Annotated in this window: 9 protein-coding genes; 2 read left to right on the forward strand and 7 right to left on the reverse strand. The window is 71.8% G+C overall.

Translation table 11 applies throughout. The features are described from left to right. Window positions 1–46 precede the first annotated feature (46 nt). The 3 genes from Pme01_RS22155 to Pme01_RS22165 all read right to left on the reverse strand — a co-directional run bounded on the left by Pme01_RS22155 (window position 47) and on the right by Pme01_RS22165 (window position 5,534). Complete coding sequence (locus Pme01_RS22155) at window positions 47–1,510, reverse strand: dynamin family protein (protein ID WP_168113808.1); 1,464 nt, start codon at window positions 1,508–1,510, stop codon at window positions 47–49. Further along, complete coding sequence (locus tag Pme01_RS22160) at window positions 1,507–3,381, reverse strand: dynamin family protein (protein WP_168113807.1); 1,875 nt, start codon at window positions 3,379–3,381, stop codon at window positions 1,507–1,509. Before Pme01_RS22160 ends, Pme01_RS22155 begins: the two co-directional genes overlap by 4 nt. A gap of 101 nt (window positions 3,382–3,482) precedes the next feature. Further along, window positions 3,483–5,534 (reverse strand): IniB N-terminal domain-containing protein, encoded by a 2,052-nt coding sequence (locus tag Pme01_RS22165; RefSeq protein ID WP_168113806.1) that lies wholly within the window; start codon window positions 5,532–5,534, stop codon window positions 3,483–3,485. A 311-nt stretch (window positions 5,535–5,845) separates the two neighbouring features. Between Pme01_RS22165 and Pme01_RS22170 the strand changes: the two genes are divergently transcribed. Both Pme01_RS22170 and Pme01_RS22175 read left to right on the forward strand, forming a co-directional pair. Then, entirely contained in the window at window positions 5,846–7,135 is a 1,290-nt protein-coding gene (locus tag Pme01_RS22170; RefSeq protein WP_168113805.1) for an Hsp70 family protein, read from the forward strand. Between the two features lie 162 nt (window positions 7,136–7,297). Further along, window positions 7,298–9,862 carry a LuxR C-terminal-related transcriptional regulator gene (locus Pme01_RS22175; RefSeq protein WP_203935802.1) on the forward strand — a complete coding sequence of 855 codons (2,565 nt, stop codon included), beginning with the start codon at window positions 7,298–7,300 and terminating at the stop codon, window positions 9,860–9,862. A gap of 12 nt (window positions 9,863–9,874) precedes the next feature. On the opposite strand, the gene Pme01_RS22180 is transcribed toward Pme01_RS22175, so the two are convergent. The 4 genes from Pme01_RS22180 to Pme01_RS22195 form a co-directional block, all read right to left on the reverse strand. Next, window positions 9,875–10,261, reverse strand: a complete 387-nt coding sequence (locus Pme01_RS22180; protein ID WP_168113803.1) for a DUF2267 domain-containing protein — start codon at window positions 10,259–10,261, stop codon at window positions 9,875–9,877. A 36-nt stretch (window positions 10,262–10,297) separates the two neighbouring features. Further along, window positions 10,298–10,903, reverse strand: coding sequence for a hypothetical protein (locus Pme01_RS22185; protein WP_239088391.1), 606 nt, complete (start codon window positions 10,901–10,903; stop codon window positions 10,298–10,300). A gap of 41 nt (window positions 10,904–10,944) precedes the next feature. Next, window positions 10,945–11,340, reverse strand: coding sequence for a cupin domain-containing protein (locus Pme01_RS22190; RefSeq protein WP_168113802.1), 396 nt, complete (start codon window positions 11,338–11,340; stop codon window positions 10,945–10,947). Between the two features lie 83 nt (window positions 11,341–11,423). Further along, a complete protein-coding gene (locus Pme01_RS22195) occupies window positions 11,424–13,067 on the reverse strand; it encodes a DUF2334 domain-containing protein (protein ID WP_203935803.1) in 1,644 nt (547 codons plus the stop codon). Window positions 13,068–13,190 lie beyond the last annotated feature (123 nt).

Genomic DNA, 13,190 nt, shown 5'->3' on the forward strand with positions numbered 1-13,190 from the left:
GCAGGCTCGGTTGCTGCCGCCGGGGCGCCGACCGGATGGGACCGGCTCAACGGCCGGACAACCGGGCCAGCATCCCCTCGCAACTGCGTACGACGACGGCCGCCGCCCGCCGCTGGTCCAGGCTCGCCAGCGGGTCTTCGGCCTGGTTCTGCCAGCGGGCCAACGCCTCCGAGCCGAGTCGCCACAGCTCGCCGGCGTCGACGTCGTCATCCGCGCCCAGCCGGGTCGCCAGCGCGGTGCCGTTCCCCCCGGCGAGGCGGAGGGCTTCCGCGGTCCGCTCGGGGTCGAACCCGAGTTGGCTGTCCTGTAGCTCCGCGAGCAGGCGCAGTTCCCGGAAGTCGTGGGTGCTGGCGAGGAGGTACTCCACCCAGGCGAGCAGGTCCACCGACCCCGGTCGGGGTTGCCGGCGCAGGATGGACTCCAGTGCCACCAGTGCCGACCGGGCCTTGAGCACCTCGGCCCGGTCGGTGAAGTAGCGGCCGATCGCTTCGCGAAGCTCGGTCAGCCCACTGCGCCGTACCATCTCCGCGGCCAGTTTGGCCCGGGTGTCGCAGCCGGTACGGATCAGGGTCGTGGTGAGGCGGACCCCGAACAGGCCGATCCGCTCCAGCAGGGCGCGGCGGGCGTCGGGCGTGATCGGCGTGGTGAACTGGGTACTGACGAACCGGTCCGCCGACAGCAGGAACTTCTCCAGCTCGGCGCGCGGAGTGGTGGCCAGGGTGGCGAGGGTGACGAAGTCCTGCTCGGTCAGTACCCGGCCGGCCACCGCCACGAGGCCACCCAGCGCCACCACGCCCAGGCACACCGAGGCGGCCCCGGGATCGCGGTTCTGGCGCCGGGCCAACTGCTTGGCCGTCACGAGGGCATCGACCCGACCGCCGCCGATCTCGTCGGCACGGGACAGCACCATGATCACGTTCGTCGGCGCGGCCCGGGCCACGCTCCCCTCCTGGAGGGAGCGCAGGAACTCCAGGTCCGCGCCGCGCGCGTCGCGGGTCAGGTAGAGCACGGCGTCGGCGTCGCGCAGGATCCGGTCCGCGATCGCCGTACCGTCGTCGTCGGTCGCCGACGTGACGGCTGGGGTGTCCACAAGGGTTGCGTGCCGGAGGGTACGCGTCGGCCACTTCACGACGATGTCGTCGATCTGGTCGGAGCGCCACCCGTCGAGCTCGACCCGCATGCCGCTGGCCGACCTGGTGACGGCGAGCTCACGCGCCGTACCGTCGGGGGCGTACGCGATCACCTCCGGGTTCGGGCCGTCCTCGTACCAGGTGAAGACCTGCCTGCCGTCCTCGATCTCGACGGGCGCGACCTCCTCGCCCATGATCGCGTTGACCAGGGTCGACTTGCCCGACCGCCAGGAGCCGGCGACCGCGATCCGCAGCGGCTGCTCGAACCGGCTGAGATGGTGGTGCAGCCGGGCCGTGGCGTGCCGGTCGTCCCGGTACAGGTCCAGCGCCTGGTGCAGCAGTTCCCATGCCGACTCGTCGAGCCGGACAGCGGGGCTCATATCCGGGACTCCAGCCGCGCCCGCAGCGCGCCACCCCTCCCGGCCGTGACCTCCTGCGCCTCCTCGAACAGGATGGCGAGCTTCTGCATCGTCTGCTGGATGGCCCGCTGGCGCTGTTCGCGTACGGCCGCCTCGGCGTCGGCCTCCTGCTTCGCGGTCTTGAACGACTCGACGATGGCCGCCTGGAGCTCCTCGGTCAGCGCGGCGAAGTGGTCACGCAGCATCCGGTGCACCTGCCGGGCGGTGTCCCGGGAGTCCTTGCTCAGCCGGAGGAAGAAGTCGTCGACGTGCCGCTGGGCCGAGTTCTTCGCGGCCGCCTGCCGCCGCTTGAGCAGCGACTTGCTCTCGTCGAAGATGCCCTTGCCGCCGAAGATGGCACCGGCGCCGAGCGAGACCGGGTTGATCAGCGGCATGCCGGCCAGGGTCGTCGCCATACCGAACATCAGCATGCCGCCATACGAGCTACGCAGCGCCGTGAAGACCTTCTGAGTCGGCGTGAACTTCTCGATCTGCGGTTTCTCGATGAGCGGGACCCGCTCGGCCAGGTCGTCGGGGACCCTGATCGACCAGCCCGGGAGGACGTCCGCCCCGTACGAGGCCAGGTTGCTCGCGACCTGGTGGGTGATCCAGTCGAGCCGCTGAACCATCCACTCGAAGTTCGCCTCCGCCGCCTCGGTCAGGTTCTCTTCCAGCCAGTCCTGGAACGTCTCCCACCCGCTCAGCGGATCGGCCGTGTCGAACACCTCGTCCACCTTGCGCAGGATGGTGCGGGTACGGTCGCGCAGGTCGTACTCGATGTCGGAGAGCAGGTCGCCGATCTCGTCGTTGAGCGTGTTCTGCCACTTCGTGGTGCGCCGGCGCAGGTCGTCGACGGCCCGCTGGGCCGCCTGCAGCCGCGACAGCGGACCGGAGGTCTCGGACGAGGAGGCGCCGGTCAGCTCCGCCCGCAGCGGCGCGGCCAGTTGCTCGACGACGGTACGGGTGGCGACAGCGACGCTGGTACGGGCCAGCCTGTCCCCCTTGGCGCTCTGGTCGCTCACCAGGCGGGCGATCAGGTCGGGGAAGCCCGACTCCGCGTTGATCGCTTCGTCGTTGGTACGGGCCGCCTGAAGGCGCAGTACGGAGGAGACCGGAATCAGGGGCGCCGACGCACCCGCGATCGCGAGGTGCTTGCGGTTGCGCTCGGCCACCGCCCGCCAGTCGGGCGACATGTCAATCTTGCTCAGGACGACGATCACGTTCGTGTGGGACTGCGTCACGGAGAGGATGAGGTTCAGCTCGGTGACGGACAGTTCACGCGTCGCGTCCGAGACCACCAGAACGGTGTCGGCGCGGGCGAGTGCCGCGAAGATGCTGGCGTCACGCACCGGGTCCTGGCCGTCGGTACCCGGGGTGTCGATGAAGATCAGCCCGTTGGCGAGCAGCCCCCGCGGTACGCCGACCTCGAGGTGCATCGACGAGGCACCGGGGCGCTGCGGGTACTTGCCGGTGAGGCCCGCCAACTGGTCCATCGCGACCGGGATCCGCTCGGCCTGTTCCGGCTGCGCCGCCAGTTCGCCGCTCGCGTTCCCCTTGCGCTGGGCCGGTATCGGGTTCCGTACCAGGGTGGCGCTGGGGGCCTCGGCGTGGTGGACGATCGTCGGAATGGTCGTGGTCGTGCCGTCACCCACGGGGCACACGGGCGCGTTGACGAGCGCGTTGATGAGCTGGCTCTTGCCCTGCTTGGGCTCACCGATCACCAGTACGCGGAGCCGGGGGTCGATTAGCTGAGCCCGCTTCTGCTGCAACCACTGGATCAGGTCGCTGCGGCCGTGCGCAGCGCATACCCGAGTGGTCTCGTCGAGCAGGTCAAGCCAGATGGGCGCGGTCACCGATACGAGTCTGCTGATTTCAGCGTAATTAGCAAGCGGTACGGAGGCCGGACCCGCCCTTCGGCAGATCCGGCCTCCGCGTCAACCCGCTTTTATGAGGGTCAGAGCAGGCCGTCGAGCAGGCCGTGGTGCGAGGCGTCCGTCTGCGCGTGCGCGTCGGCGCTCGCGTGGCCACCGGTCAGGCCGAGGTCGCCGGTGACGTTGCCCACACCCACGCTGTTCAGGGTGCCGCCGGCCACGCCGCTGACCACACCGCCGACGGTGCCGGTCACGCCACCGAGCAGCCCGCTGTGCGCGTCCGCACCGGTCACGCCGCCCAGCGTGCTGCCGACGGTGCCGGTCACGCCATCGAGCAGCCCGCCGTGCGCGTCGCCACCGGTCACGCTACCGACGGTGCCGGTCACGCCACCGAGCGTGCTGCCGACGGTGCCGTCCAGCACGCCACCCACGGTCCCGCCGACCAGGCCGTTGACGGTGCCGCCCACGGTGCCGCCGACCACGCCGTCAACCGTGCCACCGACGGTCCCGCCGACCAGGCCGTCAACCGTGCCCAGCACACCCTCGACCGGCGAGGCGCCGCCCAGCAGGCCGCTCGCCGTGCCGCCGACGGTGCCCGCGACGGTGCCGGCGACCAGGTTGTTGACGGTGCCACCGGCCACGCCGCCGACCACACCACCGACGGTCCCGCCGACCAGGCCGTTGACGGTGCTGCCGACGGTCCCGCCGACCACACCGTTCAGCACGCCGCCGACGGTGCCGTCCAGCACGCCACCGACGGTCCCGCCGACCAGGCCGTTGACGGTGCCGCCCACGGTCCCGCCGACCACGCCGTCGAGCACGCCACCGACGGTGCCGCCGACCAGGCCATCAGCGGTGCCCAGCACGCCGCCCACGGTGCCGTCGAGCACGCCACCGGCAACGCCGTTCACGACGCCACCCACGGTCCCGCCGACCACGCCGTCGAGCACGCCACCGGCAACGCCGTTCACGACGCCACCCACGGTGCCGCCGACCAGGCCGTCAACCGTGCCCAGCACGCCCTCGACGGTGCCACCGGCAACGCCGTTGACCACGCCACCGACGGTGCCGCCAACGACGCCGCCGACCAGGCCCTCGACCGTGCCCAGCACGCCGGCAACCGGCGAGCCACCCAGCACGCCGCCGACCACACCGGTCACCGTGTTGACGACGCCACCGGCCACGCCGAGAACGCCGTCAACCGCCGAGATCCCGGTGGTCAGGCCGGTCACCGTGCCGGTGATGCCCTCAGCGGTACCCACGATGCCCGTGACCTCCTTGCCGACCGTGCCCAGGACGGTGCCGTCGACGGTGCTGACGATGTTGTTCACTGCGGACAGGTCGACCGCCAGGCCGGTGCCGCTGACAGCGGCGCCGATGCCGGGCAGCACGGAGGCGCCCAGGCCCAGGCCACCGACGACGTTGGTGACCGTGCCGAGCACGTTCACGTCGGTGTTGTGGTTCGTGGTGGTCGTGGTGACCTGCTGCACGACCGACTGCAGCTGCGCGATGACAGCGGTCGGCTCGTCGATGATCTGCGTGACGTTCAGGACGTCGATGTCGGTGATGTTGGTGATGCCCTGCACCGGCAGGCTGTCCAGAACCAGCGGCAGAACGTCGTGTACGTCGACCAGGCTCAGGTTGCCCAGGCCCGCGAGGCTCAGCGCACCCTGCGGGTCGAGCAGGAACGCCTCCTTGGCACCCGGGTTGACGATCAGGTTGAGCACGAAGTCGTGCAGGTTGATGTTGTCGCCGTTGATCTCGGCGCCGCCGTGGCCGTGGCCACCGATCGCCTGCTGGCCGAGCACGTTGATGTTGTTGTCGTGCAGGTTGACCAGGCCGATGTCGCCGCCGTGCCCGCCGCCGTGGCCGCTGACCGCCTGCTGGCCACCCGCGTTGATGTTGTTGTCGTGCAGGTTGACCAGGCCGATGTCACCGGCGTGCCCGCCGTGGTGGTGCTCGTGCCCACCGTGGTGGTGGTCGCCGCCCTGGCAGCCGCAACCGCAGCCCGGACCGTGACCGTCGCCCTTGCCGTTGTCGTTGTCGTTGCCCTTGCCGCCGGGGGCGGGAGCCGGGGCGGGGGCGGGGGCGGGAGCCGGGGCCGGAAGGGTCGCGTCGGCGTTGGGGTCCAACATGGTGAGGGTCTCCTCAATACAGCTTGGCCGGGATCGCTCCGGACGTGCGGGTCCGGGTTCGGGGAGAAACATATGAGCCGATGGAGGTATCGGACATCGGGGCGCATCCCCCGTCCTGCCCTCAGCCGATTAGGGAGTGGATCACCTCTCGCGTTAGGGGATTAGGGGATTCCTGCCGCAAGATTTAGGGTCTCCGGTGACAGGCCGGTGTCTGGTACGAACGGGTGAGGCCCACACGGGTTCGCCGGAAGGGTTGATCGGCGCCGGTCGAAGTCCGGCGGGACCTACTGTCCGGTGGAGGTATGGGGCGGATGGCATATGTCCTCGGCATTGACATAGGCGGCACCTGTACGAGCGCCGCCGTCTCCCGACTCGTGGGTCCGACGTGGAGCCGCCCCGAGATCGTCCGGCTCGACCCGCAGTCGCCGGTAATCCCTTCGGTGCTGCACGTAACGACGAACGGTTCGCTCACCGTCGGTGACCCCGGCCGGGACGGCCCCCTGGTGGACGGCGGTCGGATCGCCCGGGGCTTCGTCCGGCGGATCGGCGACGACGTCCCGCTGGTGGTGGCCGGAGAGGCCTGCACGCCGCAGACGCTCGTCGCGGTGCTGGCGATGTGGGTCGTCGAGCGGATCGTGGCCCAGGAGGACAGCGACCCCGAGCACATCGTCATCACCCACCCGGCGACCTGGGGGCCGTACCGCAAGCGGCTGCTGCACGAGGCGCTCTGGGAGATCGGCCTGACCAACGTGACCCTGCTCCCCAGGCCGGTCACCGCCGCCGAGAGCCACTCCTTCCAGGGGTTTTCCGGTCGCACGCTCGCCGTGTACGCCCTGGGCGGCACCGGCTACGAGATGTCGGTGGTCCGCCGGACGCAGCCCGCCGGCTTCCAGGTGCTCGGCTGCGCCGAGGGCGTCCAACCGCTGGGCGGAGCCGACTTCGACCAGGCGTTGACCGATCACGTCCGCTCCGCCATCACGCAGCAGATCGGCGCCGCTCAGCTCGACGACCGGCGGCTGCGGCTGGCGCTGTTCGGGCTTGGCGAGGAGTGTGCCCGCGCCAAGGAGGCGCTCAGCGTCGCGGACGAGACAGAGGTACGGGTACAGCTGCCGCAGGGCCCGGTACAGCTACGTATCACCCGTGCCGAGTTCGAGGAGCTGATCCGGCCCGCGCTGGAGCTGACGGTGGACACCCTGGACCGGACGATCCGGTCCTGCGACCTGCGTACCGACCAGGTCGACGGGATCCTGCTGGTGGGCGGGTCGGCACGGATCCCGCTCGTCGCGGAACTGATCTCCGCCCGGCTCTCCCGCCCGGTCACGGTCGAGGCCGACCCCCAGGTCACCGTCGCCGCGGGCGCGGCGCTGGCGGCGTGTCAGATCCTGGCGCTGGCGAGCCGGCGGCACGACCCGAACTGGCGGCGGCAGCCGGCCCCCATCGAGTACCCGGACGGTCCGCCGTCGTTGCCGCAGGACAGCGCGGAAAGCGGCGACGACGAGCAGCGCGAGCCGCCGCCCCGGCCACCGGTGAGGGTCACCCCGCTCGACCTGCCCAGGCCGCGCTCCGGGTCGCGACTCGTACCCGGTCGCGGCTTCCGGTAGTTCCGGTGGTCGTGATAGGGATGTTATCGACCATGACGTTCGATGCAGCCACATCGACCCGCGCGGGTGGGGAGCGGAGTACGGTGACCACGCCAGGCGTGCAGCTCCATGACGTCAAGTGAGCAGCGGACTACAGGCCAGGCCATATTCGTGAGGACACCCTTGACGCTCCACACCGCCACCGAAGCCCGGCTCGTGCTCGACCACCAGAGCCGGGCGTTTCTCGATGCGATCGAGGCGAATCCGCACGCTCCGATGAGCGTCGGCATTCACGCGCCGGGCGGCTACGGCAAGAGCGTCATCCTTCGCGAGCTGGCACGGATCTACCGGCGCGCCGGCGTCACCGTGATCAACGACTGGCGCGACGGCCTGGAAACGGCGGACGAGAACTGCGTTCTGCTGGTGGACGACGCCCACCAGCTCGACGAGGCCCGGCTGAAAGAGCTGCGACACCTGGTCGAGCTGCGGCGGCACCGGTTGGCGATCGCGTACCGGCCGTGGCCGCGTCCGTCCATCCTGGCCGAACTGTCGGAGGCGCTGAAGCGGGACCGGGCGCCGCTGGTGCTCTGCCCGTTCACCGAGGAGCAGACCGGTACCTATCTCCGGTTGGCGCACGGCGCCGAACCGGATCCGTCGATGGTGACGTTCGTGCACGCCCAGACCGGCGGGGTGCCGCGATTCGTGGACCGGCTGGTGCGGGTCCTGGGTACCGACCCCGGTGGGCTGCCGACCGAGACCCCCCAGGCCGCGGTGATCCAGTTCGGCGCGGACCTGGACGACCTCGACGACGACGTGCGGCGGCTGTTGCTGGCCGCAGCGACCGAGGTGGATCTTCCCGTACACCTGCTCAGCACGCTGCTGTCGATGGATCCCGACGCGGTCGACGAGATCGTCCGGGCCGCCCGGGCCACGGGGCTGCTCGGACCGGGCGACCGGCTGCCCCCGATCGCGCGGCGCGCCGTCGCCGCACTCAGCCCCACGACGCACCGCATCGCGGTTTGGCAGCGGCTGGCGGAGCTCCAGACACAGCGCGGCGCGTCCGTACTCCCGCTGGCCCGTGCGCTGCTCGGGGCCGGTGCCGCCGACGCCTCTCTGGCCGCGGTGTACGAGACCGCGGGCGACGAGGCGCTGACCGAGGAGCCCGCCCTCGCGGCCGAGCTCTTCGCCATCGCCTCGGCCGCCGGCCGGCCGACCACGGCGCGCCAGGCGGTCGCGGCGGCGCTCGCCGGCGATCTCGACTCCGCGCTCCGGCTGTCGGACCGGCTGATCGCGGCACAGAGCTCACCGGAGCGCGCGGACGGGGCGGCGGTGGCGGCGGTGGCGCTGACCCACCGCGGCCAGATCGGCCGCAGCGCCGAGCTGTACCGGTGGTCGGGCACGGCATCGTCGATCGCGTTCTCGACGATCGGTTACACGGCGACCGGTCACCCCGAGGAGTTCGACCGCCTGCTCCAGAGCCGTCCGGCGGACGGGCCGCCGACCCTGCTCGCCAGCGCGGCGCTGTTGATGGCGCGGGGAGTACGGGAGACCCTGTCCGGCTCGCCGACCACCGCGCTGTCCGCCCTCGTCCAGGCGTCCGCCCTGCTGGAGCCGGCCGGGCGGGCGGCGCTCCTGCCGGACAGCCCGGCGGCGCTGGCCGCCCTGGTGGCGCTGCACAGCGGCGAGTTCGACATCGCCGAACGGGTGCTCGACCGCGCCGTCACCGTCCGCATGGGCGGCGTCCTGATGGTGCGACGTCACCGTCTGCTGCAGGCATGGATACAGATGGTGCGGGGGCGGACCGCCGTTGCCGCGCAGATGCTGGCCTCCGTCACCTCCGGCGGCCGGCCACTCGAGTCGCGGGACCTGCTGTTCGCCACCGCTCTGGAGATGGGCATCGCGCGCCGCGACAGCGATCTGACGGCGCTGCAACGGGGCTGGGGACACGCGCACGACGCCGTCGTACGGCACCCGGTGGACCTGTTCACGCTGCTACCGCTGGGCGAGTTCGTCATCGCCGCCGCGCGGCTCGGCGAGTTGAGCGCGCTGATGCCGTACCTGCGCGACGCCCGGCTCCTGCTGGAGCGGCTGGGGAATCCGAAGCTGTGGGCGACGCCCCTGCACTGGAGCGCCCTGCACGCGGCGATCATCGCGGAGGAGCCGACGGCGGTCGACGACCACGTCCGGATCCTGACCGCCGCCGCGGGCCACACCCGGTACGGGTCGGTGGTGGCCGCGGCCGCGGAGAGCTGGGTCGAGGTGCTGCACGGAGTCGTCGACCCGGAGCCGGTCGAGGCGGCCGCCCGTGGCCTGCACGGCGCGGGCCTGTCCTGGGACGGCGCCCGGCTCGCCGGGCAGGCCGCGATCCGCACCTCGGACCGCCGGGCCATGACCGCGCTGCTGGACTGTGCCCGGATGCTGCAGGGCAGGCCGACCGGGCCCCGAGCGACGGTGCAACCGGCCGAGTCGGCGGCGGCCGCGGACACCGTGACCGCCCCCAACGAGGGCAGGCTCAGCGACCGCGAACAGGAAGTAGCCGATCTTGTACTCGCCGGCATGACGTACAAGCAGATCGGTGACCGGCTGTTCATCTCGGCCAAGACGGTCGAGCACCACGTGGCGCGGATGCGGCAGCGGCTGAACTGCTCCAGCCGCAGCGAGCTGCTGGCCACGCTGCGGGCGATGGCCGCCGCGCGGACCGGGGGCGGCTCGGCCACGGTGCCCTGGCCCAGGCAACCCTCGCGGTAACGGCATCGGCGGCTACCGTCGTCTGATCAACTCTGGCACCAGGTTCTGGAACTCCTTCGGGAGCTGACCGAGCACGTCCTGGAACTCCCCGTCACCGACCGCCCTGTGCAGGGTCTGGAAAACCGCCGGCACACCCCGGCTCGCGGTGTCGGAGTCCACGCCGGCCCGGATGCTGACCCGGCGGACGAACTCGTCCAGGTCGAACGCCTCGGCGGGCTCGTCGGTCGTGGTCAGGAACTCCCGTAGCTCGGTCGGCAACTGCTCCGCCAGGTCCCGCGCCTCACCACCGGTGATCCGCTCCGCGAGCGTCAGCAGGGCCGCCTGCGTCACGGCCTCCGCCTGCCCGAGGGAGCCGCCCATCCGCTCCGCGACCTTCTCGATGAACCGCGCGTACTTCATGTCGAGATCGTCCCCTCGGATCGCAGCCGGGTCTGGCTACCCGCCTGGGAGAGGGCGAAACGACTCCGCCGCGGCGGCGCGCAGCGGGCCGGGCGCGGGCCGGCCGTCCAGCGCCATCGGATCCACGCTCCAGGCGCGGGCCATCCGCATCACGTCGTCCTCCGACACCAGTACGTCGGCCTCGTCGTCCAGCGCCGGCGGCAGGCCGATCGCGGTCTCGGTGTCGTCCGGGTCGCCCCGCCACTCGGTGACCTCGCCGGTCTCGCCCACGTACTCGAACGCGCGCACCAGGACGCCGTCGACCGCCCGCTGCCACCGGTGCAGCTCCGAGACCCGGTAGGTGGCGAAGAACTGCACCTCGGTACCGAGGGTGGCGGACAGGTGCGCGATGTGCAGGGCCGGCGCGGTGCGCAGCAGCCAGCGACCGACGACGAGCAGCCAGCGGGTGCCGCCCACGCCGGGCAACTGCGGCGTGAGCGCCACCCGGTCGTCGGTCAGGTACGCCAGGTCCATCCCGTTGCGCCAGGAGACCGGGCCGAGGTCGCGCAGGCCCAGGGCGCCGGCCACCGCCGTCTCGTCGCCGTCGCGCACCGCGAGCCACGCCTGCTTGGGCCCGAAGCCGACCATGGTTTCGCCGTCCATGTCCGTACGCTACCCACCGTGACAGCGACCGGCGCGGCGGTTCAGGAAGATCGCGGCGGCTCGTCCCGGCCCGACTCCTCGGCCGCGTCGGCCTCCTCCTTGGTGTGGTGCACCGCCTGGTCGGCGTGCTCCGGCGGGGCGTAGACGGTGTACAGCACGAGCGGGTTGGGGCCGGCGTTCACGAAGTTGTGCCGGGTGCCGGCGGGCACCACGACCAGCTCGCCCTGGCTCACCTTCCGCTTCTCGTCGCCGACGGTCGCCTCGGCCACGCCGCTGACGAAGGTGAGGATCTGGTCGGTGTCCTCGTGGACCTCCTCGCCGATCTCGCCACCCGGCGGGATGGTCATGATCACGAGCTGGCTGTAACGCCCGGTCCAGAGCACCCGGCGGAAGTCCGGGCTCTGCTGGGCAACGGTGGCAATCGTGAAGTGTTCCATGCCGGGTGCCTTACCCCGATGAGCACCCGGCCACTCCCGCCGGCTGGGTGCGTCCGACCACATCGGACATCCGGCCGGTGCCCCTACTTCGGCAGGATCATGTCCCGGGCGGGCGCGAACGTGTAGCCGAGCGCCTGAAGGCCCTCGACCAGCTTCGGCAGGTACTCGAGCCCCAGGAACGGGTGGTAGAAGAAGCTGGCGACCCCGTCCCGGACGACGAGCTGCCGGCGAGCCGAGTCCAGGATCTGCTCCGGTGATCGGGGCTCGTTCTGGTTGAACCGCTGCGTCGCCACGTTGCCGAGCGTCTCCGGGATGACGGCGGTTCCGTAGACGTCACGCACCGGGTACGGGAAGAACTGGCTGGCGTACAGCGTGGGGTCGACCGGCCGGCCGGTGAGCACGCCGGAGAAGTAGTTGGCCCGCTCGTACCGGGCGGCGACCTCGGCCGAGATCGCCCGGTAGTCGTCGGCGCTGGCGAGGTAGTGCGGGAATTCGAAGATGTCGGGTGCCGGCAGCCCGACCGCTGCCCACTCGGCCCGCGCCGCCGCGAGCCGGCCGCTCGCCCAGCTCGGCGAGTCCTCGGGCACCGGCCCGTCGAGGACCACCCGGTTGCCGGCGTCGATGTGGGAGCGCCAGAACTCGTAGTCCTCTGCGCTGACCCCGTACGGGTTCCTGCCGCCGGTGTACCCGTGGCTGTAGCCGTGTGCGATCAGCGTGCCACCGCGCTCCGTCAGGTACCGCAGCGCCGCCACCAGGTCGGGGCGGTCGCGCAGCCGCAGGTGCACCGGCCGGCCACCGCTGTAGACGCCGGCCGGGTCGTCGTAGGAGGCGAACACCGCCACCGAGAACGGGACGCCGCGGCCGGCGAGATAGTCACCGAGAGCCCGCAGCTGCGCCGGGTCGGAGTGCGGGCCGACGTCCTCGATGCGTACCAGGGCCCGGTGCCGCTCGGGCGTGGCCGGGGCGAGGAGGTCGAAGAGCAGATCGGTGAAGGCCAGGTACCGGTCGTCCGGCGCGAGGTACGGGAACGGCAGCTCGCCGACGTACGTGAGGGTGCCGGTACGGATCGCCCAGGGCGCGCGGACGCCACCGGTGCGCACCGCCTCGGCCAGGGTCTTCACCTTCGCGGCGTCGGTGATCCGGAGGTCCATGACGCCGCCGGTGTTGGCCTCGTGACGGGTCAGCGCGGTGCCCTTGTACCGCACCTCGGTCACCGGCGACGGGTCGAACCCCGCAGCTACGAAGCCGAGCCGGGTCGCCGCGTCGGGACGCCGGGCGGCGAGCTGTCCGATGTCGTCGCCCAGCCACATCACGGGTACGCGTGCCGCGAGGACGTCGTCGAGGAAGGCGCCGGGCAGCGGCGTGCCGCCGGCGGAGCCGATGTAGACGATCGCGGTGTAGCGGGCGTCCTCGCACGCGGCGTAGCCGGCGACCGGGTGGGAGGTCCAGCCGCCGAAGTGGGAGACCAGGTTGGCGGTCTCCATGGCGTACAGCTCGGCGTACCGGTCCTCGCCGTCGTACAGGACGAGGGTCCGCGGTACGGCGGTGTTCTGAGGCGCGGCACATCCGCCGCCGCCCGCCGCCGGCCCGCGGGCAGGAGACCCGCCACCGAAAGCGTCACACCCGCCGGCCGGCGCCGCGAGCAACGCCGTCGCCACGAGTACGGCGAGCGCGCGGAAAGCGCGCCGCGACGGGGCACCGGCGCCCGGTGCGGCGGGTACGGTCATCCCACCGAGCGTTCGGTGGTGGCGTTGCTTGTGGGTATCGCTCGACGTTGCGGGCGGGTAGCGGACCGGAAATCGCCCGGTGCGAATGCGCAATCCAACGGCGGCCGGCAGCGATGACGAGGA

It is taken from the genome of Planosporangium mesophilum (assembly GCF_016863255.1).
In the GTDB taxonomy this organism is placed as follows: Bacteria; Actinomycetota; Actinomycetes; order Mycobacteriales; family Micromonosporaceae; genus Planosporangium; species Planosporangium mesophilum.